The sequence below is a fragment of the Dyella sp. genome (assembly GCF_035685805.1).
GTDB lineage: Bacteria > Pseudomonadota > Gammaproteobacteria > Xanthomonadales > Rhodanobacteraceae > Dyella_A.
Genome location: NZ_DASSAB010000030.1, coordinates 126973 through 149433, shown reverse-complemented (window position 1 = coordinate 149433; position 22461 = coordinate 126973). Strand labels below are relative to the sequence as shown.

At 67.8% G+C, this 22461-nt stretch carries 20 protein-coding genes; 19 read left to right on the top strand and 1 reads right to left on the bottom strand.

Annotation, left to right across the window (positions count from 1 at the left end):
* Window positions 1–387 precede the first annotated feature (387 nt).
* The 5 genes from VFG40_RS06965 to VFG40_RS06945 all read left to right on the top strand — a co-directional run bounded on the left by VFG40_RS06965 (window position 388) and on the right by VFG40_RS06945 (window position 4642).
* Window positions 388–828 carry a DUF2244 domain-containing protein gene (locus VFG40_RS06965; RefSeq protein WP_324896399.1) on the top strand — a complete coding sequence of 147 codons (441 nt, stop codon included), beginning with the start codon at window positions 388–390 and terminating at the stop codon, window positions 826–828.
* A 20-nt stretch (window positions 829–848) separates the two neighbouring features.
* Window positions 849–1811, top strand: a complete 963-nt coding sequence (gene coxB, locus VFG40_RS06960) for a cytochrome c oxidase subunit II (RefSeq protein ID WP_324896302.1) — start codon at window positions 849–851, stop codon at window positions 1809–1811.
* A 61-nt stretch (window positions 1812–1872) separates the two neighbouring features.
* A complete protein-coding gene (gene ctaD, locus VFG40_RS06955) occupies window positions 1873–3489 on the top strand; it encodes a cytochrome c oxidase subunit I (protein ID WP_414649262.1) in 1617 nt (538 codons plus the stop codon).
* 48 nt (window positions 3490–3537) lie between these two features.
* Window positions 3538–3663, top strand: a complete 126-nt coding sequence (locus tag VFG40_RS06950; RefSeq protein WP_324896301.1) for a hypothetical protein — start codon at window positions 3538–3540, stop codon at window positions 3661–3663.
* A 91-nt stretch (window positions 3664–3754) separates the two neighbouring features.
* Entirely contained in the window at window positions 3755–4642 is an 888-nt protein-coding gene (locus VFG40_RS06945) for a cytochrome c oxidase subunit 3 (protein ID WP_324896299.1), read from the top strand.
* A 148-nt stretch (window positions 4643–4790) separates the two neighbouring features.
* Here the strand turns inward: VFG40_RS06945 and VFG40_RS06940 are convergent, their stop codons facing one another.
* Entirely contained in the window at window positions 4791–5006 is a 216-nt protein-coding gene (locus VFG40_RS06940) for a twin transmembrane helix small protein (protein ID WP_324896297.1), read from the bottom strand.
* 59 nt (window positions 5007–5065) lie between these two features.
* Between VFG40_RS06940 and VFG40_RS06935 the strand changes: the two genes are divergently transcribed.
* The 14 genes from VFG40_RS06935 to mgtA all read left to right on the top strand — a co-directional run bounded on the left by VFG40_RS06935 (window position 5066) and on the right by mgtA (window position 22419).
* On the top strand, window positions 5066–5818 hold the full coding sequence (locus tag VFG40_RS06935) for an SURF1 family protein (protein ID WP_324896295.1): 753 nt from the start codon (window positions 5066–5068) through the stop codon (window positions 5816–5818).
* The gene (locus VFG40_RS06930) at window positions 5815–6411 is read left to right on the top strand and encodes a hypothetical protein (RefSeq protein WP_324896293.1); all 597 of its coding nucleotides are present in this window, start codon (window positions 5815–5817) and stop codon (window positions 6409–6411) included. Before VFG40_RS06935 ends, VFG40_RS06930 begins: the two co-directional genes overlap by 4 nt.
* Window positions 6411–7577, top strand: coding sequence for a COX15/CtaA family protein (locus VFG40_RS06925; protein WP_324896291.1), 1167 nt, complete (start codon window positions 6411–6413; stop codon window positions 7575–7577). The genes VFG40_RS06930 and VFG40_RS06925 overlap by 1 nt, the downstream gene beginning before the upstream one ends.
* Window positions 7574–8485 (top strand): heme o synthase, encoded by a 912-nt coding sequence (locus VFG40_RS06920; protein ID WP_324896289.1) that lies wholly within the window; start codon window positions 7574–7576, stop codon window positions 8483–8485. Before VFG40_RS06925 ends, VFG40_RS06920 begins: the two co-directional genes overlap by 4 nt.
* Before the next feature lie 310 nt (window positions 8486–8795).
* Complete coding sequence (locus tag VFG40_RS06915) at window positions 8796–9983, top strand: acyl-CoA dehydrogenase family protein (RefSeq protein ID WP_324896287.1); 1188 nt, start codon at window positions 8796–8798, stop codon at window positions 9981–9983.
* Between the two features lies 1 nt (window position 9984).
* Window positions 9985–10899: an amino acid--[acyl-carrier-protein] ligase gene (locus VFG40_RS06910; RefSeq protein ID WP_324896285.1), complete on the top strand. Its 915-nt coding sequence runs from the start codon at window positions 9985–9987 to the stop codon at window positions 10897–10899.
* A gap of 1 nt (window position 10900) precedes the next feature.
* Window positions 10901–11890 carry a DUF1839 family protein gene (locus tag VFG40_RS06905; protein ID WP_324896283.1) on the top strand — a complete coding sequence of 330 codons (990 nt, stop codon included), beginning with the start codon at window positions 10901–10903 and terminating at the stop codon, window positions 11888–11890.
* A 1-nt stretch (window position 11891) separates the two neighbouring features.
* On the top strand, window positions 11892–12275 hold the full coding sequence (locus VFG40_RS06900) for a holo-ACP synthase (RefSeq protein ID WP_324896281.1): 384 nt from the start codon (window positions 11892–11894) through the stop codon (window positions 12273–12275).
* Window positions 12272–12523: an acyl carrier protein gene (locus VFG40_RS06895; RefSeq protein ID WP_324896279.1), complete on the top strand. Its 252-nt coding sequence runs from the start codon at window positions 12272–12274 to the stop codon at window positions 12521–12523. Before VFG40_RS06900 ends, VFG40_RS06895 begins: the two co-directional genes overlap by 4 nt.
* Before the next feature lie 83 nt (window positions 12524–12606).
* The gene (locus VFG40_RS06890; protein ID WP_324896277.1) at window positions 12607–15000 is read left to right on the top strand and encodes a glycosyl hydrolase 2 galactose-binding domain-containing protein; all 2394 of its coding nucleotides are present in this window, start codon (window positions 12607–12609) and stop codon (window positions 14998–15000) included.
* Window positions 14997–16778 carry a hypothetical protein gene (locus VFG40_RS06885; protein WP_324896275.1) on the top strand — a complete coding sequence of 594 codons (1782 nt, stop codon included), beginning with the start codon at window positions 14997–14999 and terminating at the stop codon, window positions 16776–16778. Before VFG40_RS06890 ends, VFG40_RS06885 begins: the two co-directional genes overlap by 4 nt.
* Window positions 16778–17899: an acyltransferase family protein gene (locus VFG40_RS06880; protein ID WP_324896273.1), complete on the top strand. Its 1122-nt coding sequence runs from the start codon at window positions 16778–16780 to the stop codon at window positions 17897–17899. The genes VFG40_RS06885 and VFG40_RS06880 overlap by 1 nt, the downstream gene beginning before the upstream one ends.
* Window positions 17896–18561, top strand: a complete 666-nt coding sequence (locus VFG40_RS06875) for an alpha/beta hydrolase (protein ID WP_324896271.1) — start codon at window positions 17896–17898, stop codon at window positions 18559–18561. Before VFG40_RS06880 ends, VFG40_RS06875 begins: the two co-directional genes overlap by 4 nt.
* 1206 nt (window positions 18562–19767) lie before the next feature.
* On the top strand, window positions 19768–22419 hold the full coding sequence (gene mgtA / locus VFG40_RS06870) for a magnesium-translocating P-type ATPase (protein WP_324896268.1): 2652 nt from the start codon (window positions 19768–19770) through the stop codon (window positions 22417–22419).
* The last annotated feature ends 42 nt before the right edge of the window (window positions 22420–22461 follow it).

Here is a 22461-nt window from a genome sequence, read left to right as displayed (position 1 = left end):
GGGGGGAGGGAGGGCAGCGCAAGCGGCGCATTGTACGCGTGGGCCGGGGCGCACCCAACCGCATCACCGCGCACGCTCGCGAAAGGGCCGCGGCTGTTGCCCGGTGCGGCTTCGCGCGGCCTGCGCGGGCGCGCGCCAGCGCGAGACATAGTGTCGCATCGCCGTGCTCGCCCTCGCTTGCCGACGCGTCGGCCCGAGCGCGCGAACGACCGGCCGGGCGGGATGCGGCAGGCGCCTGCGGCGAGCTCGCGCCTTCGGCCTGATCTGCGTCATGTACCCGCGTCATTGTTGCCCGTTGCGCTGGCGCGGCCTATCATTCCGCTGTTCCAGGCACGCAGGATCACCGTGATCGTGCTTCGACCAGCCGCTGAGGGTGCGCCGTGCGCGATGTGGATCCGTCCCAATCGCGCGTTGAGCCGCACCGGGTTGCGTCGATTGATCATGGTGCTGGCGGCGCTGGTGCTGACGACCGCCGCACTGGGCGCCTGGCAGGGGAATGTTTTCGCCCCGTTGTTCGCCTTGGTCGAATCCGTCGCGATGGCTTGCGCGCTGAGCGTGGCGTGGCGATCGGGCGACCGCGGCGAACGCATCACCCTCGACGAAACGTCGCTGGAGGTGCGGTCCCTGCCGGGGCAGCGGCGCATGCACTTCCAGTCGCACTGGGTGCGCGTGCGGCTCAAGCCGGGTCGGGGGCGGCATCGGCTGGTGCTGAGTTCGCATGGTCGCGAGCTGGAGATCGGAGCGTTTCTCGCCGACGAGGAGCGCACCGAGTTGTCACGGAAACTCATGGTGCTGCTGGCCGAATTCGACGGGCAGTGGCGCAAGTAGGTTCAACAAAGGTGCAAGACATGACATCTGGCGGCATCAGGCCTCACGGTTTCAAGCGCACGGCAATCGCTGGCCTGGCTGGCGCGCTCGCCCTGTTCGGTGGCGCAGCGATGGCCAACCCGAAGGAATGGCAGCTCAACATGACGCGCGGCGCCAGCGAATGGTCGTCGACGCCGTACTTCCTCAACAACGTGTCGCTCGGCGTGTGCGTGGCTATCGGCATCCTGGTCTTCGGCGCGATGTTCATCGCCATGTTCCGCTTCCGCAAATCGCGCGGCGCGGTGGCCGAGAAGTGGTCGCACAACACGATGCTCGAAGTGGTCTGGACCACGATCCCGGTGATTATCCTGGTCGTGCTGGCCTACCTCGCCACTGGCGGCCTGACCTCGTTTGCCAACACCACCGGCTCGCAGATGACCGTCAAGGTCACCGGCTACCAGTGGAAGTGGCGCTATGACTACGTCGACTACAAGGGCAAGGCGATCGACAAGGTCGGCTTCATGTCCAAGCTGGACGACGCCAGCAACGAGACCCGCCAGCTCGATTCCGGCATGGATCCGAAGGCAGTGCAGGTCAACGGCGAGAACACCTATCTGCTGGACGTGGACAAGCCGCTGGTGGTGCCGGTCGGCACCAAGATCCGCTTCGTGATCACCGCCGGCGACGTGATCCACTCCTGGTGGGTGCCGGCGCTGGGCTGGAAGATGGATGCCATCCCCGGCATCGTCAACGCCGCCTGGACCAACATCAAGGAGCCTGGTGTGTATCGCGGCCAGTGCGCGGAGCTGTGCGGCCAGGATCACGGCTTCATGCCGATCGTGGTCAAGGCACTGCCCAAGGCCGAGTTCGAGCAGTGGCTTGCCCAGCAGCAGGCCGCCAGCGCACCGAAGCCCGCGGCACCGGCCGCACCGGCCGCTGCCCCCGCGACGGCCACGCCGGCAACCGCTCAGATCGCGTCTCCCACCCCGGGCAACCAGGGCTGATTTCTCGGCGGGCTGCTCGCGCAGCCCCACGTAATTCCGCATTAGGCAGAGGTGCAAGGCCATGGCCCACGCAGCCACCCACGACCATCACGACGACCACCACGGCGCGCCCAGCAATTTCTTCACGCGCTGGTTCATGTCCACCAACCACAAGGACATCGGCACGCTGTATCTGGTGTTCGCGCTGGTGATGTTCTTCATCGGCGGCAGCTTCGCGATGGTGATCCGCGCCGAGCTGTTCAAGCCGGGCCTGCAGCTGGTGCAGCCGTACTTCTTCAACCAGATGACCACCATGCATGCGCTGGTGATGATCTTCGGTGCGGTGATGCCGGCATTCGTCGGCCTCGGCAACTGGATGATCCCGCTGATGATCGGCGCGCCCGACATGGCGCTGCCGCGCATGAACAACCTGTCGTTCTGGATCATGCCGTTTGCCTTCGTGCTGCTGCTCTCCACGCTGTTCACGGCGGGCGGTGCCCCGGCCGGCGGCTGGACGATGTACCCGCCGCTCGCACTGCAGGGCGGCTCGGTCGCCTCGATGGTGTTCGCGGTGCATCTGATGGGCATCAGCTCGATCATGGGCTCGATCAACATCATCGCCACCATTCTCAACATGCGCGCGCCGGGCATGGACCTGCTGAAGATGCCGGTGTTCGTGTGGAGCTGGCTGATCACCGCGTTCCTGCTGATCGCCGTCATGCCAGTGCTGGCCGGTGCGGTGACCATGCTGCTGACCGACAAGTATTTCGGCACCAGCTTCTTCAACGCCGCCGGCGGCGGTGACCCGGTGCTGTTCCAGCACATCTTCTGGTTCTTCGGGCACCCCGAGGTCTACATCATGATCCTGCCGGCGTTCGGCGTGATCTCGGAGATCATCCCGACCTTCGCCCGCAAGCCGATCTTCGGCTACCGCGCCATGGTGTTCGCGATTGCCTCGATCGCCTTCCTGTCGTTCATCGTGTGGGCGCACCACATGTTCTCGGTGGGCCTGCCGCTGGGTGCCGAGATCTTCTTCATGTACGCCACCATGCTGATCGCGGTGCCTACCGGCGTGAAGGTGTTCAACTGGGTGTCCACCATGTGGGGCGGCTCGATGACCTTCGAGACGCCGATGCTGTTCGCCGTCGCGTTCGTGATCCTGTTCACCATCGGCGGCTTCTCCGGCCTGATGCTGGCGCTGGCCCCGGCGGACTTCCAGTACCACGACACCTACTTCGTGGTGGCGCACTTCCACTACGTGCTGGTGACCGGCGCGGTGTTCTCGATCATCGCCGCCACCTACTACTGGCTGCCGAAGTGGACCGGCCGGATGTACTCGGAGTTCTGGGGCAAGATGCACTTCTGGAACTCGGTGATCTGGGTCAACGTGCTGTTCTTCCCGCAGCACTTCCTGGGCCTGGCGGGCATGCCGCGCCGCATCCCCGACTACAACGTCGCGTTCGCCAACTTCAACATGATCAGCTCGATCGGCGGCTTCCTGTTCGGTGCCTCGCAGCTGATCTTCGTGGGCGTGCTGATCCACGCGGTGTGGGGCTCGAAGAAGAAGGCCACCGATCGCGTGTGGGAAGGCGCCAAGGGTCTGGAGTGGACCGTGCCGTCGCCGGCGCCGTTCCACACCTTCGAAGTGCCGCCGGTCATCCACGACGACGAACTGGCCCACGGCCATACCGACCACTGATAGAGTTGCACGCCACCGCGCAGGCGGTGGCGTGACGGGGTTCAGGACATGCAGCAGCAATCGCCACAGGCCATGATGGAAACGCGTCGTCGCGCGGCCCGGCGCACCGCGCTGATCATGGGCGGCGTGGCGCTGGTGGTGTTCGCCCTGTCGCTTTACCAGATGGTGCGATAGCGCCGGCGGGCTCCGGCACGCAACAGAGCAGTTCCCCGTGCGCCAAGGCGGGGGTCGACGTCAGAAAAAGATATCCACGGGAATCGTCACGATGGGTCAGCAGCAAGGCGCTTATTTCGTACCAACCAAGAGCTCGTGGCCGATCGTCGCCGCCGTGGTGATGTTCGTCACCGTGTTCGGCGCCAGCCACTGGCTCAGTGCCCAGCCCGACGCCACCGGTTTCGGCAAGGTGGTGCTGACGGTCGGCATCGTCGGCGTGCTCGGCATGTTCTTCGGCTGGTTCCGCTCGGTGATCCGCGAGTCGCTTGCCGGCAGCTACAACAGCCAGGTGGACCGCTCGTTCCGCATGGGCATGCTGTGGTTCATCTTCTCCGAGGTGATGTTCTTCGCCGCCTTCTTCGGCGCCCTGTTCTACGCCCGCATGTTCGCGGTGCCGTGGCTGGCGGGCGAGGGGCACGGCGTGCTGACCAACCAGTTCCTGTACCCGGCCTACACCGGTGGCTGGGGCGCGGCCGGCGGCAACGGCCCGCAGGCGATCGGCGGTCACTTCCAGACGGTGGCGGCCTGGGGCCTGCCGCTGCTGAACACGCTGATCCTGCTGACCTCCAGCGTGACCGTGACGATCGCCCATCACGCACTGAAGTCCGCCCATCGCGGCAAGGTGCTGGTGTTCCTCGGCCTCACGGTGCTGCTCGGCGCGGTGTTCCTGTACTGCCAGGCGCACGAGTACATGGAGGCTTACAAGGAGCTCAACCTGACGCTGCACTCGGGCGTGTACGGATCGACCTTCTTCATGCTCACCGGCTTCCACGGCATGCATGTGACCCTCGGCACGATCATGCTGGCGGTGATCTGGTTCCGCGTGGCCAAGGGCCATTTCAACAAGGACCACCACTTCGGCTTCGAGGCGGTCGCCTGGTACTGGCACTTCGTCGACGTGGTCTGGCTGGGGCTGTTCATGTTCGTCTACATCCTCTGACCAGCGCGACCGGAGGATGCAAAAAAGCCCGCCATTCGGCGGGCTTTTTTTGCGACTCTCACGCGGTGATCGAAAGGGGTGTCAGCCACGGGCGCAATGACGCAGAGACCATGGCCCGGCGGAGCCCCGGATAGAATGGACGGCCAGCTCAGCCGGTGACGCCGTGCGGATGCAGCCAGCCCATCCAGATCCCGAACATCACCATCAGGATGAGCAGCACCGACAAGCCGATGCGCCGGGTCAGCGCCCAGACGGTGCGCTTGCTGTCCTGCTTGTCGGTCATCATGAAGTACAGCGCCTGGCCGAGGTTGAACAACACCACGAACAGCATGACCACCAGCGCATATTTGTAGACGGTTTCCACGTGATTGACTCGAACGACGATGACATGGCGAGTATAGCCGTCCCATGCGGGGCGGCCCGATGATCGCGCTGCGTCGCCCGGCGTGGTGGTCGGTGCTGCTGACGGTGGTCGGTGCCTTGCTGTTCGTGCGTTTGGGGCTGTGGCAGCTGCACCGCGCAGACGAGAAGGACGCACTTCTGCGTCGCTATGCCACATCGGTCAGCGCGCCGCTGCGGGACTTCGCAGAAATCGCCGCGATGCCGCCGGAAACCTCCTATCCGCATGTGCAGATCCAGGGTCGTTACCTGGCCAATCGGGTGTACCTGCTGGACAACCCACGCCACGATGCGCTCGGAGGCGTGGAAGTCTACGCGCCGTTCCACGTGGCCGAAGGCGACCGCCTGCTGCTCGTGGACCTGGGATTCCTTCCGGGCAACGGCACCGCTGCGGCCCCGCAGGTGCCGGCGCTGCCGACGGGCGCGGTGACCTTGCAGGGGCTGTACGTGCCGCCGCCCGGCGTGGCGCTGGAAATGGGCGGCGATGCGTTGGCGCGACAGCAGACGTGGCCGAAAAAGACCATCTACCTCGACCCCGAGCAGGTCGCCGCCGACCTCGGTCGCATGCTGTACCCGCGCGTGCTGGCCCTCGATCCCGATCCGGCGGCGATCTTCGTGCGCAAGCGTACGCTGGATTTCTCCGCCATGCCGCCGTCGCGGCACCGCGCCTATGCCTTCCAGTGGTTCACCTTCGCCGTCGCGGCAGTGGTGATCTTTCTGGTTCTCCATCGCAAGCGCCGCCAGCGCGCGCGCCCCAAGACGAGTGACACGCCATGACGCCATCTGCCGCCGACAAGGCCCGGCGCAACAGCCGCCTCAAGCTCCTGCTGATCGCCGCCGTGTTCGCCGCGCCGATCATCGCCGCGGGCATCCTGACCGTGAGCGGATGGCAGCCACAGGGCAAGGGCAATGGCCAGCCGATCCTGCCGCAGCGCAATTTCGCCTCCGAACCCGTCACTGTCACGCTGCTCGACGGCAGCTCCTACGCGTGGCGCGACACCCAGCCGCGCATGACCCTGGTCGCGCTGGTGGGCCCACAGTGCGCCAGCCAATGCGTGGACACGCTGACCAAGATGGCGGCGGCCCGCGTGACGCTGGCGCGCAACGCGCACCGGCTTCGACTGCTGATGGTCGGCGCGACGCCGGCCGGAGAGCCGGTGACCGATGGCCGCGTATCGCTCGGCGCCAACCCCGACGCGTCGTTCCTGCTCGGACGTGACGCCTCCGGCAAGCTCGCCGCCTATGCGCCCTCGACGCCGGATACCGTGAGTGCGCTGCTGGTGGAGTCCAACGGCACCGCGTTGTCGCTGTACCCGGCCGGATTCGATACCACCGGCCTGCGCAAGGATCTGCAGAAGGTGATCCGCTGATGACGCCGCGCTCTACCGTGTTGCTTCGCCGGCTGGCCCTGCTCGCCGCCGTGTTCGCCTTCGGCCTGGTGATGTTCGGCGCCTTCGTGCGCCTGTCCAACGCCGGCCTGTCCTGCCCGGACTGGCCCACCTGCTACGGCAAGGCCACCTGGCCCACCGCCGTGCACGAAGTGGCGAAGGCCGACGCGGCCTATCCGGAGCGTCCGTTTGAGGACGCCAAGGCCTGGCGCGAACAGGTGCACCGCATCCTTGCCGGCACCCTGGGCTTCGCGGTGTTCGCGATGGCGCTGATCGCGGCCTGGCGGCAGCGCTGGAATGCGCTGGCCGTGCTGGTCGGCGCTGTGCTCGCAGCGGTCGGCGTGGCGCTGTACATGCGCGGGGCCTACGTCGTCTCCTCGGTGATCTCGGCGCTGGCCATCGGCCTGCCGCTGGCGGCGGCACTGACATTGCGACGCCCGGGCGCCTGGCGCGCCAGCGTGCTGGCGCTGGCGGTGATCATCTTCCAGGCGATGCTCGGCATGTGGACGGTGACCTTGCTGCTGAAGCCGATCGTGGTGATGGGTCACCTGCTTGGCGGCCTCACCACGTTCTCGCTGCTGGCCTGGTCGGCGCTGCGCTACGCCGGGGTCGGCGCCGACGATGACCGCCATCGGGCGCTGCGCAAGGCGGTGATCGCGGGCATCGTGCTGCTGGCGTGCCAGATCGCGCTGGGCGGCTGGACCTCGTCGAACTATGCCGCGCTGGCCTGCGGCACCGATTTCCCCAAATGCCTGGGCCAGTGGATGCCTGCCACCGATTTCAAGGAAGGCTTCGTGCTCTGGCGCGGCATCGGTGTCAACTACGAGGGCGGCGTGCTCGACATGGCCGCGCGCAGCGCGATCCAGATCGTCCACCGCATCGGCGCGCTGGTGGTGTTCTGCTACCTCGGCTGGCTTTCGCACAAGACGGCGCGCGCCGGGCTGCGTGGGTTGGGCATCGCAATCGGCGTGGCGCTGGTGGTGCAGGTGCTGCTGGGCATCAGCAACGTGCACTTCGGCCTGCCGCTGTGGGTGGCCACCGCCCACAACGGGGTCGCGGCGGTGCTCTTGTTCACCCTGCTGGCGACGCTGGCGCGCACCCAGCGGCGTCGGGCGGACGGCCTGCCGCTGGTAGAATCGGCCGGATGAATGCCCACGTCCGCGAATACCTGCAGCTGACCAAACCCCGCGTCGTCGCCCTGCTGGTGTTCTGTGCCGTGATCGGCATGTTCCTGGCCGTGCCGGGCATCCCGCCGTGGCGTGCGCTGGTGTTCGGTACGCTGGGCATCTGGATGGCGTCCGGCTCGGCGGCCGCGTTCAACCACCTGATCGACGAGCGCATCGACAAGCTGATGGCGCGCACGGCCCGCCGTCCGCTGGCGACCGGCTCGCTTCGCCCGCGGCAGGTACTGGTATTCGCCGTGCTGCTGGGCATCGCCTCGATGCTGGTGCTGGTGCTGCTGGTCAACCTGCTCACGGCGGTGCTCACGCTCGGTGGGCTGATCGGTTACGCGCTCGTCTACACCGCCTACCTCAAGCGCGCCACGCCGCAGAACATCGTCATCGGCGGCCTCGCCGGCGCAATACCGCCGGTGCTCGGCTGGACCGCTGTCACCGGGGAGCTGCACGCGTTCGCGCTGCAGCTGTGCCTGATCATCTTCGTCTGGACGCCGCCGCATTTCTGGGCGCTGGCGATCTTCCGCCGTGATGACTACGCGCGCGCGCAGGTGCCGATGCTGCCGGTGACGCACGGCGTGGTGTACACCCGCTGGCAGGTGCTGTTCTACACGGTGCTGCTGGTGCTGGTCACGCTGTTGCCGACGATTACCGGCTACAGCGGCCTGGTCTACCTGGGCGGCGCCGTCGTGCTGGGCGTGGCGTTTCTGTATTACGCCATCCGCCTGCTCAATCCGCCGGACGACTACTTCCCCATGCGCGTGTTCAAGTACTCCATCGTCTACCTGATGGCCCTGTTCGCGTTCCTGCTGGCGGACCACTGGCTGGTCTCGCCGATTGGCGCGAACGCTGGCCTGATGCTCCAGCGCATGGCGTCCTAGGCGCGGCTGCGCCCGCTCCGGTCGGTGACCGCACTGAGTGGGCCCGGCAAAGTGGGCGCTCCTCGGTGCCGAGAGCTTTCCGGCCCGCTCAAGGCCAGCCGTGCCGGCTGTAGATCCGGGCCTCCGGGCCTCCGGGCCAGGGGAGCCAGTGGTTCGGTCGCGGCCGGGACGCGGTCGCGGCGTCCGCCGATTGCATTGCCGGCTGAAATCCAACAAGCTTCTGGAGCTGTCCCGGCGTCCTGCCGCGGGCACAGGGGAAAGCCGCCACCGCGCTCGAAACGTCGCCGTTGTCTTTGCGAGACACGCAGCCATGACCACTCGTTCTGCCATCAAGAAAAGTGCGTTGCTGTCCCGGACGGCGGCCATCGCAAGCGAGGTCGCGGCGGTCCACGCCGGCGACGTGGACAAGCGCAGCCGTTTCCCGCACGAAACCATCGACGCACTGCGCCAGGCCGGGCTGCTGTCCGCGGCGGTGCCGGAAGCGTACGGCGGCGCCGGGGCAGGCATGCTGGAGCTGGGTGCGCAATGCGCGGCGCTGGCCCAAGGCTGCAGCTCGTCGGGCATGGTGCTGGCGATGCACCATATCCAGGTCGCCTGCATGGCCCGCCACGCGCAGGGCTCACCGTTCTTCGAGCGCTACATGCGCGAAAGCCTGGTGGAGCGCCAGGCGCTGGTGGCTTCCATCACCTCGGAAAACGGCACCTTCGGCGATACGCGTTCGAGCATCTGCGCGGTGCAGATCGACGGCGATCGCATGTCGCTGGAGAAGGACGCCACCACCGTTTCCTACGGCCAGCACGCCGACGCGCAGCTGGTGACCTGTCGCCGCACGGCGGATGCTGCAGCCAGCGACCAGCTGCTGGTGCTGTTCGACCGGGACAGTTACACGCTGGCGCAGTCCGGCGAGTGGGACACGCTGGGCATGCGCGGCACCTGCAGCCCGGGGGCGAAGTTCTCCGGCCACGGCTCGATCGAGCAGATCATCCCCGGATCGTATGCCGACGCGTCGGCGCAGACGATGGTGCCGTACTCGCACATCCTGTGGGCGGCGCTGTGGTCGGGCATTGCAGCGGACGCGCTGGGGCGGGCGGCCGCCTTCGTGCGCGCCGGCGCACGCAAGAACCCCGGCAGCGTGCCGCCCAATGCCGTGCAGCTGGCGCGCGCCCAGGTGGAACTGCAGGCCATGCGGCACAACTGGGAATCCTGCGCGATCGAGTTCGACGAGATGACGGCGGAGAACGACGCCGCCGCGCGCGAAGCCCTCAACACCATGGGCTGGGCGCTGCGCCTGAACCAGCTCAAGATCGCCTGCTCCGAGATGGCGCCCAAGCTTTGCCACGAGGCGCTGCAGATCATCGGCATCATGGGCTACAAGAATGATTCGCCCTTCAGCGTCGGCCGGCATTACCGCGACGTCCTGTCGGCCGCGCTGATGGTGTCGAACGGGCGCATTGCGGCCAAGAACGCCTCGATGCTGCTGGTGTTCAAGGACGAATGACATGACCGCTACCGCTTACGATCCCGTGGCATTCCATGACGGACTGGTCCGGCATGGGCTGATCGTCCCGGCAGGCGTGGACGGCATCTTCGGACGCGGGCCGGTGTTCGAGGACGTGCTGGACCGCTTCGACAAGCTGATTCTTCGCATCGCCGAAGAAGACGGCGCCCAGGTGATGCTGTTCCCTCCGACGATCGACCGGTCGATCATCGAGAAGACCCACTACATGGACAGCTTTCCGCACCTGGTGGGGGCGGTCTACAGCTTCTTCGGCAAGGAACTCGCGGCGCGCCAGCTCAGCGAGCAGATCCATGCCGGAGAGGCCTGGGGCGAGCAGCTGGCGATGACCCACGTCTGCCTCAACCCGGCGGCCTGCTATCCGGTGTACCCGACGTTTGCCGGCACCGTTCCCGACCAGGGACGGCTGGTAACGCTGTTTGCCTGGGTGTTCCGGCACGAGCCCTCGCTCGAGCCGACCCGGATGCAGGCGTTCCGCGTCCGTGAGTACGTGCGTTGCGGCACCCCCGACCAGGTGGTGGCGTGGCGCAACATGTGGCTGCAGCGTGGCGTGGAGGTGCTGCAGTCGCTCGGGCTGCCGGCACATTCGGACGTCGCCGCCGATCCCTTCTTCGGCAAGGGCGGAAAAATGCTGGCCACCAGCCAGCTCGAGCAGGCGCTGAAATTCGAAGTGCTGGTGCCGGTGATCTCCGAGCAGAACCCCACCGCAACCTGTTCGTTCAACTATCACCAGGAAAAGTTCGGCGAGGCGTTCGACATCAAGACGCCGGATGGGCAGACCGCCCACACCGCCTGCCTCGGCTTTGGGCTGGAGCGCGTAACGATGGCGTTGTTCCAGACCCATGGCTTCGATCCGGCAACCTGGCCGGCGCCGGTCCGCCAGCGGTTGTGGCCGTGACATGCGCGTCCGGGCACTTCACCTCGATCCGTTGAACTACCAACGGCATGCGCTGCATGCCGAGGACCGCGTGTGGGTGGAGAAGAACTGCTACTTCGACGTCTGGATCGAGCTGATCCATGCGCTGGGCTGCGATCCGTACGCGATCATTCCGGTGGTTGCCGCGCTCGACTTCGAGGGCGACCAGTGGACCTTCTACAAGCCGCCGCTGAACGAGCTGCGCGAGCTCTATGGCATCGAAGTCAACGAGATGACGGCGTGGCGACCGATGCTCGAGCATGCACAGGAGCACCTGGGTGCCGGCAAGATGATCGCGGTGGAGGCCGACGCCTGGTGGCTTCCCGACGTGGCCGGAACCGATTACCGGCAGAACCACGTCAAGTCCACCATCGTGCTGGTCGATGTCGATGCCCCGGCGCGCCGGCTGGGCTATTTCCACAATGCGTCGTACTACGAGCTTGAGGGCGAGGACTTCGACCGCACCTTCCAGCTCGCCGGCGTCGCCCCGGATTTCCTGCCGTTCTTTGCCGAACTGGTGCGCGTCGACCGCGTGGTGCGGCGCCCGCCGCAGGAGCTGGCGGCGATCGCGCGCGGCCTGCTGCAGCGCCATCTGTCACGCCGCCCGCGGGACAATCCGATCGAGCGCTTCGCGGCACGTTTCCAGGCCGACCTGCCTGCGCTGCAGGCGCGGGGACTGGAGCACTACCACATGTGGGCATTCGCCACCCTTCGCCAGCTGGGTTCGGCGTGCGAATTGCTGGCGCTGCACCTGCGCTGGCAGGCGGCGCACGGAGCCGGTCTGGCTGACGACGCCGGTGCACTGGCGCCGGCGGTGGAGGCGTTCGAGACGATCTCCGCAGGCGCCAAATCCTTCATCTTGAAAGCCGCACGGGCGGTCAATACCGGGCGGCCGCTGGAATCCATGCCGATCTTCGAGCAGTGGGCGAGCGCGTGGCAGCGGGCGATGAGCACGCTGGAAGAGAACGCATAACATGCGCCCATCGCCGCGCACGCGCGTTGGTATCGACCTCGTCCGGATCAGCGCCATTGCCGAGTCGCTGCAGCAGTTCGGCGACCGTTTCCTGGCGCGCGTGTTCACGCAGGACGAGGTGGCTTATGCGATGAGCGCGCCGCCGTCCTCCACCGCCAGGCTGGCGGCGCGTTTCGCGGCGAAGGAGGCGACGCGCAAGGCATTGCGTCTGGATGGCGTGGGCTGGCGCGACATCGAGGTGGTGCGCCATGCCGACGGGGCCTGCGACATCCAGTTGCATGGTGCCGCACGCGCCATCGGTGGCGCGCACTTCCTGGCGCTGTCCATGAGCCACGAAGGCGACCACGCCACCGCCGTAGTCATTGCAGAAAGGGATCATCGATGAGCGAAAATGCAGCAAGGATCCGGGCCGTGCTCAAGCAGCACGCGCGCCTCAATCGCGACGCGGAGACGCTCGATGACGACAGCGATCTCTACCAAGCTGGGATGACCTCGCACGCCAGCGTCAACGTCATGCTGGCCCTGGAAGGGGAGTTCGACGTCGAGTTTCCCGACCAGATGCTCAAGCGCAGCGTGTTCGAGAGCGTCGCCGCGATCGAGCACGCCATCAGCGAGTTGACCAAGGGGCGCTGATGAGCCGCGTCCGCAGCGTCGAAGGGACCCGGCGCGTTCGGCTCGACGCAGGCTGGGAGTTTGCGTCGGCCCCTGCGGACTCCATGCCCGGGCAGATCGCCGGGCTTGCGTGGAAACCTGCCACTGCGCCCAATACGGCTGCCGGCGCGTTGCGCGATCTGCAGGCGTGGCAATGGGACAGCCGGATCGATTTCGATGCACTCGACTGGTGGTGGCGACTGCGGATGCCCGCCGGAAGTGTGCCGAGCGGACGCGTCGTGCTCGGCTTCGATGGCCTTGCCACGCTGGCCGACGTCTGGCTCGACGGCACGCATGTGCTGCATGGCGAAAGCATGTTCCTGGCACACGAGCTGCCGCTGGAACTCGATGATGGTCCGCACGAGCTGCTGATCCGCTGCGCCGCGCTGGCGCCGGAGCTGGCGAAGAAGCGCCCGCGCCCGCGCTGGCGAGTGCCGATGCTGACGCACGCACAGCTGCGCTGGTTCCGCACCAGCCTGCTGGGACGCACGCCGGGCTGGTCGCCACCGTGCCCGGCCGTGGGGCCGTGGCGCCCGGTATGGGTCGAGCAGCGCCGGCTGGAAGTGGTGCAGGCGGACGTGCGCAGTCGCGTGGAAGGCAGCCGCGGTGTGGTGCATGCGACGCTCGAACTCGACGCCGGCGTCATCGCTGCCCGCCTGCTCGTCGCTGGCGAAGGCCAGCGAGCGAGCGCCGAGCTGTGCCTGCACGAAGGCCGCTGGACCGGCGAGGCGGTGCTGGATGACGTCCGCCTGTGGTGGCCCCACACGCACGGCGATCCGGTGCGCTATCAGGTGACGGTCGAGGCCCGCGACGCCGCCGGCACGGTGAGCATCGATCTGGGACACACCGGTTTTCGCACGATCGACATCGACCGCACCGACGGCGACTTTGCGATCCGCGTCAACGGCGTCGACGTGTTCTGCCGCGGCGCCTGCTGGACCCCGCTGGACGTGGTCACGCTGGCGGCCACGCCGCAGGCGCTGTGCGAGGCGGTTGCCCAGGCCTGCAGCGCTGGCATGAACATGCTGCGCGTCGGAGGCACCATGGTCTACGAGGAGGCTGCTTTCCATGACGCCCTCGACGAGCAAGGCGTGCTGCTGTGGCAGGACCTGATGTTCGCCAACATGGATTACCCCGAAGACGAAGCATTCGTTGCCGGCGTGCAGGTAGAGGTCGATCAACAGCTGGCACGGCTGCAGGGCCGGCCCTGCCTTGCGCTGGTCTGCGGCAACAGCGAGGGCGAGCAGCAGGCGGCGATGGGTGCCGCTCCACGCGAGCTGTGGTCGCCGCGCTTGTTCCACCAGATCATCGCCGCGCGCGTCGAGGCCGCCGGCGTGGCTTACGTTTCGTCGAGCGCGCACGGTGGTGCGTTCCCCCATGCGGCCAATGCGGGCACGTCGTCCTACTACGGTGTCGGTGCGTACCTGCGTCCGCTGGACGATGCCCGTCGCAGCGCGCTGGTATTCGCCTCCGAATGCCTGGCGTTCGCGAATATTCCCGACGAGAGCGGCTTGCCGGGCGGTCCGTCGCTGCGTGTGCACCATCCGGAGTGGAAGGCGCGTTCGCCACGTGACCTGGGCGCCGGTTGGGACTTCGACGACGTCCGCGACCACTACGTCGCCACGTTGTTCGGGATCGATCCGGCGGCCTTGCGCGTGTTCGATCACGAGCGCTATCTGGCATTGGGCCGCGCTGCCACCGCCGAGGTGATGGCACAGGCCATGGTCGAATGGCGCCGCGGACGCTCCCCGACCCGTGGCGCACTGATCTGGTTCCTGCGCGATCTCTGGCCCGGCGCGGGCTGGGGCGTGATCGACGCGAACGGCGCACCCAAGCTTTGCTTCCATGCACTGCGCCGCGTGCTGGCGCCAACGGCCATCGCGCTCAGCGACGAAGGCGTCAATGGATTGGCCGTACACGTGTTCAACGACGGCCCCGCGGAGCTTGCCGCACACGTCCGGTTGAGCCTCTACCGCGGGGGCGAGATTGCCGTCGGCAGTGCCAGTGTCGAGGTGCAGGTCCCGGCGCACGGCAGCCGGGAGCTGGCCGCCGCGAACTGGTTCGACGGCTTCACGGATCTCTCCTTCGCCTATCGCTTCGGCCCGCCGGCGACGGATCTCGTGCATGCCGTACTCAGCACGGGTGCCGCCGAGGTTGCCGAAGCGTTCTGGTTCCCCGTCGGTCTGCCCGCGACCCGCGAGGCGGATGTCGGCCTCGCCGCGAGCGTATTGCCGGGCGACAGCGTGCACGAACGCCGGCTCGAGATCAGCACGCGCCGGTTCGCCCAGGCCGTGACGGTCGACGTACCCGGCTTCTGCGCCGAGGACGACGGCTTTCACCTCGCGCCCGGCCAGAGCCGCAGCGTGCGGTTGCATGCGGTATCGCCGTCGCGATCTGCCGCCCGCGCCAGCGTCAGCGCCCTCAACGCGGACGCGGTAGTTCGCTTCGGCATCCCATGAGCGGCGTAAGCAACGGCGGGGCCGAATCGCGGGAGCCGCCAGCTCTGGCCGAGCCGGGATTCTTCGGTACCGATCCGGACCGACCCCGCTTCGGTTGGCTGCATCGACCTGCCGCGCCGATGAACGGCGTCGGCCTGGTAGTCGTGCCGCCGTTCGGTTACGAGGCTATCTGTGCCCAGCGCAGCCTGCGCGTGCTTGCCGTGCAAGCTGCGTGCGCCGGGCTGGTCGCCGTGCGGGTGGACCTGGACGGCACCGGCAACAGCATGGGCGATGACCTCGATGCAGACCGCCTCGATGCGTGGCTGGCCAGCATCGACGATGCGTGTGCGCTGGCACGCGGCGCCGGAGCGGAGCGGCTGGTGCTGGTGGGCGTACGTCTTGGTGTCTCGTTGGCGACGCTGGCGGCACGTCGTCGCGACGACGTCGCGGGGCTGGTGGCGATCGCTGCCGTGCCCCGCGGCAAAGCATGGCTGCGCGAGGGCCGCGTGCTGCAGATGGCGATGCAGCTGACGCCGGCACCGGCCGCCGCTGACGCGACGGACGATGCGCAGGAGCTGGCCGGCTTCGCGCTGACCGCCCAGACACGCGAGGCCATCGCCGCGATCGACCTGCTTGCGCTCGATCGGGCGCCCGCGCCCGCCGTCTTGCTGCTCGACCGCGACGACCTCCCGGGCAACGATACCTGGGCCACCCACCTCGCCGCCCTTGGCTGCGAGGTCAGTCAGCAGCGACTGCCGGGGTATGTCGAGATGATGCTCGATCCGCACCGCATCGTCGTGCCGCAGGCGATCGTCGACGCCGCGGTGGGGTTCGCCGCCGCGCGGCCAGCGCTGGCCAATGTCCCCCGTGACCGCGGCCCCGTGTTGTCGCTGCAACGCCGGATCGCATGGCAGGGCGAAGGCGCGGCGCTCAGTGAAGAGGTAGTTCGCCTCGATGAGTGTCTGCTGGCGCTGGTGACGCGGCCCGTGGCGGCGCCGCGCTCGGCCGTGATCCTGTTGAACGCCGGCGCGATTGGCCAGGTTGGGCCCAACCGCTTGCACGTGGTGCTGGCACGGCGCCTGGCCGCCGCAGGCTACCTGGTGATGCGGCTTGATATTTCCGGCATCGGCGACAGCCCGGCGCGCCCGGGGGCGGAGGAGAACGTCGTCTATTCCACGCACGCGCTGGACGACATCGGCCTTGCGCTGGCGTGGGTGCGTCGCATCGTGACAGGGCGCGTGGCCGTCGCCGGGCTGTGCGCGGGGGCCTACCATGCACTGCGGGTCGCGATCGCCGGGCACGCGGTCGAGACGGTGCTTGCGATCAATCCGCTGACCTTCCACTACACGCCGGGCATGCCGCTGGATTTTGCCGGCTTCCGCGTTGCCATCGAGGCAAAGCGTTACCAGAAGTCCATGGTCAGCGGCGCGTCCTGGCGCAAGGTGCTGCGAGGCGACGTTGACCTCGTTCGCGTGGCGAAGATCGTGTTGCACCGCGCGCGCCACGCAGCAGCGCGTCCGCTGCGCGACCTGGCGCGCCGGCTACATTGGCCGCTGCGCGACGATCTGGGCACCGAGCTGGCCGGCCTGGCGCAGCGCGGTGTCGCGCTGCGCTTCATTTTTGCCGCGGACGACCCGGGACAGCAGCTGCTGCTGGACGAGGGCGGTGCCGTGGTCCGCCGGCTGGCTGCCAGCGGACACCTGCGCACGCGCGTCATCGACGGCGCGGACCACACCTTCACGGCACGCTGGACCCATCCGATCCTGCTCGACGCCATTACCGAGGCCATCGAGCACTAATGCGCGCTGGCGGCACCACGCAATCGCCCGGCCATCTGCCTGCACTGGACGGCCTGCGCGGAGTGGCCATCCTGCTGGTGCTGCTGCACGGGTTCGATGTGATCCAGCCGGTGGGCATGCTGAGTCGCGCACTCGACGTGGGGCTCGATCTCGGCTGGATCGGAGTGCAACTGTTCTTTGTGCTGTCCGGATTCCTGATCACCGGCGTTCTGCTGGACACGCGGCACGCGCCGCACTACTACCGCAGCTTCTTCGTGCGGCGCGTATTGCGGATCTTTCCGCTCTATTACGGCGTCCTGTTGCTGGCGTTCGTCGTGTTGCCCTGGCTGGGGTGGTCGATAGGGGGCGGGCACCAGGTCTGGCTATGGACATACCTGGCCAACTTCGCAGCTCCGTTCGGTTACGGCGAACCGGCTTTTCCTCATTTCTGGTCGCTCTGCGTCGAGGAGCAGTTCTACCTGCTGTGGCCGGTCGTGGTGCAGCGTGCGGGACGCCGCGGCGTGATCGCGTGGAGCGGCCTGCTGGTGTGCATCGCGATTGGCAGCCGTCTTTACGTGCGTCATTGGCTGGGCGAGCCGATCGGCCACGAGGCGGCCTACATGTTCACGCCATGCCGGATGGACGCACTGGCCATCGGCGCGGTGGTCGCCGCGTTCGTGCGTGGCGATCGCTCCGCCGCATGGATCGCGCGCCAGCGCGCCTCCGCCGTGACCGGAGCCGGCGTGGCGCTGTTGCTGGTTGGCCTGCTCGCGGGCCACACGCATCGTGCCGGCGCGACGATGCAAGGTATCGGCTATACGGTGATCGCCCTGGGTTTCGCGCTGCTGCTGATCGGCGCGCTGCGCCATGGGCACTGGCCGGCCAGATGGCTGGCCTGGGCGCCGCTGCGGCGCTGCGGCCGCTACAGCTACGGCATGTACGTGTTCTATGCGCCGCTGCACGCCTTCGTCGGACTGCCGCTGCTGGCGGCGCTGGGTGGGCCGTCGACGCTGGGCGCCGCGGTGCTGTATTCCGTGGCGGCGACCGCCGCGACCTTCTGCCTGGGCGCGCTTTCCTGGCATGGCTACGAGCGCCACTTCCTGGCCATGAAGTCACTGTTTGCGCCGATGCCCGTGCCATGACAATGCGCGAGCGCCCACTCACGCTGGGCGAACTGCATGCCGCTGCGATCGGTGATCCCGACGCATCCACCGTGGTGGTGGTGCTGCATGGACGGGACATGTCCGGCGCGGATCTGGCGCCCTTTGCGCATTCGCTCGGCGTGCCCGCGTATTTCATCTTTCCCGACGCACCGCTTGCCACCGCGCGTGGCCGCAGCTGGTGGCCGGTGGACGCAGAGGCGCGCATGCGGCGCATCAGCGACGGCCCGATGGATCTATCCGCGATGGATCCGGCCGGCCGCGCCGATGCACGCGGCCAGCTCGCCGGGTTGCTCGCGCCGTTCGCCGAGCGCCGCTGCGTGCTGGTGGGTTTTTCGCAGGGCGGCATGCTGGCGATGGACCACGTGCTGCATGGCGGTCGCGCCGACGCGCTGGTGCTGCTTTCCTCCACCCGCATCGCCTTTGCCGACTGGCAGCCGCGGTTGGTTCGCCTGGCCGGGCTGCCCATGCTGATCGCCCACGGACACGCCGATGCCGAACTTGCCTTCACCGCCGGCGAGGGCCTGCGCGATGCAGCGCTGGAGGGTGGCGCCCAGGTCCAGTGGCTGCCGTTCGAGGGCGGCCACGAGATTCCGCTGGTGGTCTGGCGTGGCTTGCGGCAATTCCTTCGCCGCCTGATCTGACCGCAGTACGCGGGCGCTGCAGCGCTCGGTCCGGCAGGCCGGCGCCCACTGCAGGTGATGGTGGCGGTGCTGTCGGACACGGCCCCGGTGCTGGCGCAGGCGCTGCTGCTCAATCCGTCCCCTCGGTGAGCGTGCCACGCCCGGAACATCGTCATCACTGGCGTCGCCGGAGCGATTCGGCCGCTGCCCGGCTGGAACGCCTTCATCGGGGAGCCGCAGGCGTTGGCCTTGCAGCGGGCAGATGGTCTTCGTCGGGACCCCGGCCGCGCGTCTAGACACGGATGATCTTCGGTCGCCACGACTCTCGCGTGCGCAGGTGCTGCCGACGAGGCGCGGCATGGCCAGCACCCGCTGGCAGGTGATGTTCTGCACGGTGCTTCCGGTGCCGGGCGCGGCGCTTTTACATGAGGCCATGCGCCCGCCCTGTCTGCCGGACGACTGCTTCCCCATGCGCGTGTTCAAGCACTCCATCGTCTACCTGATGGTCCTTCGCGTTCCTGCTGGCGGACCCTTGGCGGGTCCCGCCGATGCGCAGTCAGCCGGTGATGGTGCTCGCGCCGCTCGCGCAATAACTTTCGCGCGGCGAAGCCCGCATATGCGATTGACAACCCCACGGCACGGCAGAACAATGCGCGCGCCCTGCGGCGCCCGAGCGCCCGCGGTGGCTTCTGTCCGAACCGACCCAAGGCATATGGACGTCTACCCTAGTCGCAACGTCGACACCCGCCAGCATCGGGTGCCGACGACGCATCAAAAACCGAACGCCTGCGGCGACCGCCAGCGGTCGGCCGGCGCTTTCCGCTAGGGAAAGCCCGGCCCACTCCCGACGGTGCCACGGCACCGCATCGAGGAGATGGGCCCATGAAGCTCCTTCACGTTTCCCTCTGGCAGCACGCCCTGCGCGCGACCCGCGCGCGACGCAAAGCGCCCGCGTGCGCGCGCTACACCGCTACGGTGCCAGCGCCACTGCCGCGCCAGTCCGATCCGCACGTCACGCAGGGTATCGCCGCCGCTGACATCGCCATGGCCGATCGCACGGCCGTGCCGGCCCGTCGTTAAGCGCCCCGCTGGGTTCAGGCGCACGCTGTCTCCAGCCGCGTCGGCGCCCAACGCGATCTTCAAGAGAGCCGGAATAACCCCCCGCCCGGACGGGCGATTGCGTCGTCGCGGTCGCCCCGGGTCGGTCATCGTCGATGGAAGCGGATCATGATCAACAAGGCTCTCCAGCACGCCACCGCCCGGGCAGCAGCCAAGGCCTCCCCGCGCGCCGCGTCGGCGGCCACGGCGCACGCCTGGCAGTCGCCCGAGGAACTGTTCGCGGCAGTGCTCAGCAGCCCGGACGGACTGGACCAGGGCCAGATCGAGCAGCGGTTGGCACGCGACGGCTTCAACGAAGTGTCCTACGAGAAGCCGCCGCACTGGTCGCGACAGCTGCTGCACGCGTTCAAGAACCCGTTCATCGTGGTGCTGGTGCTGCTGGCCGGGGTGCAGCTGTTCACCGACGCCGGCGATCTGACCGGGCCGATCATCGTCGGCACCATGGTGGGGATCAGCGTGCTGCTGAGCTTCACCCAGGAATTCCGCTCCACCCGGGCGGCGGAAAAGCTCAAGGCGATGGTGCGCAATACCGCCACGGTCACGCGGCGCGCCTCGGACGGCCACAGCGAGCGCATCGAAGTGCCGGTGGGCGAGCTGGTGGTGGGCGATATCGTGCACCTGGGTGCCGGTGACATGGTGCCGGCGGACCTGCGCCTGCTCAGCGCCAAGGATCTGTTCATCAGCCAGGCGATCCTCACCGGCGAATCGCTGCCGGTGGAGAAGGCGACGCCCAGCGCGGCCGATCTGCCGCGGGGCGAGCTGCCCAACCCGCTGGAGCTGGGTTCGATTGCCTACATGGGCACCAACGTGGTCAGCGGCACCGCCACTGCCGTGGTGGTGGCCAGCGGCAGCCGCAGCTACCTCGGCTCGCTGGCGCGCAGCCTGTCCGGCCAGCGCGTGCCCACCAGCTTCGATCGCGGCGTGAACTCGGTCAGCTGGCTGCTGATCCGCTTCATGGCGGTGATGGTGCCGATCGTTTTCCTGATCAACGGGTTCGACAAGCACGACTGGCTGCAGGCGTTCCTGTTCGCGCTGTCGGTCGCGGTCGGGCTGACCCCGGAGATGCTGCCGCTGATCGTCACCGCCAACCTCGGCAAGGGCGCCATGGCGATGTCCCGGCGCAAGGTGGTGGTGAAGCGGCTCAACGCGATCCAGAACTTCGGCGCAATGGACGTGCTGTGCACGGACAAGACCGGCACGCTGACGCTGGACAAGATCGTGCTGGAGCGGCATCTGGATCTCGATGGCGAGGAGTCCGACGAGGCGCTCGAATACGGCTACCTCAACAGCCGCTTCCAGACCGGGCTGAAGAACCTGCTGGACAAGGCGGTGCTGGGCCATCGCGACCTCGAGCCCGCCGCAGCGCTGTACCGGCTGGTCGACGAGATCCCGTTCGACTTCCAGCGTCGGCGCATGTCGGTGGTGCTGGGCGATGCCGGCGGTGAGCACCTGCTGGTGTGCAAGGGCGCGGTGGAGGAGATGCTGGCGATCTGCGCGCACGCGCGCGTCGGTGGAGCCACTGTGCCGATGACCGACGAGCGCCGTCGCGCGATCAAGGCGATCACCCATGATCTCAACGAGGACGGCCTGCGCGTGCTGGTGGTGGCGATCCGCACCCAGCCGGCCAGCGCTCGCGCCTACGGCGTGGCCGACGAGTCCGGGCTCACCGCGGTCGGCTGCCTGGCCTTCCTCGATCCGCCGAAGGACTCGGCCGCCACCGCGATCCGCGCGCTCGCCCAGCACGGCGTGGCGGTGAAGGTGATTACCGGCGACAACGAAGCGGTGACGCGCAAGATCTGCCGCGAGGTGGGGCTGGACGTGGCGTACTCGGCGCAGGGGCGCGACATCGAAACCCTCGACGATGCCGCGCTCGATGCCCTGGTGGCGCGTACCACCGTGTTCGCCAAGATGTCGCCGCTGCAGAAGGCGCGCGTGGTGATCTCGCTGCAGCGCCAGGGTCACACCGTGGGCTTCCTCGGCGACGGCATCAACGATGCGCCGGCGCTGCGCGAGGCCGACGTGGGCATCTCGGTGGATACCGCCACCGACATCGCCAAGGAGTCGGCCGACATCATCCTCCTGGAGAAGAACCTGATGGTGCTGGAGGAGGGCGTGATCGAGGGACGGATCACCTTCGGCAACATCATGAAGTACATCAAGATGACCGCCAGCTCGAACTTCGGCAACGTGTTCAGCGTGCTCATTGCCAGCGCGTTCCTGCCGTTCCTGCCGCTGCTGCCGCTGCAGATCCTGGTGCAGAACCTGCTGTACGACGTGTCGCAGCTGGCGATCCCGTTTGACCGCATGGACGAGGAATACCTGCGCAAGCCGCGCCAGTGGGACGCCAGCGACATCGGCCGCTTCATGGTGTGGATCGGCCCGGTCAGCTCGATCTTCGACCTCGCCACGTTCTGGCTGCTGTGGCATGTGTTCGGCGCCAGCAGCGTGGCGAAGCAGTCGCTGTTCCACAGCGGCTGGTTCATTGAGGGGCTGCTGTCGCAGACGCTGGTGGTGCACATGATCCGCACGCGGCGGATCCCGTTCGTGCAGAGCATCGCGACCGCTCCGGTGCTGGCGCTGAGCGTGGCGATCATCGCGCTCGGCCTGCTGGTGCCGTTCACCGCGCTGGGCGCGAAAATCGGCATGGTGCCGCTGCCGCCGCTGTATTTCGCCTGGCTGGCACTCACGCTGGCGAGCTACTGCGTGCTGACCCAGCTGGTGAAGCACCTGTACATCCGCCGCTACGGGCGCTGGCTGTAGCGCACGGTCGTGCGTTCGGATAACGGTACTTTCGCTGAGGGT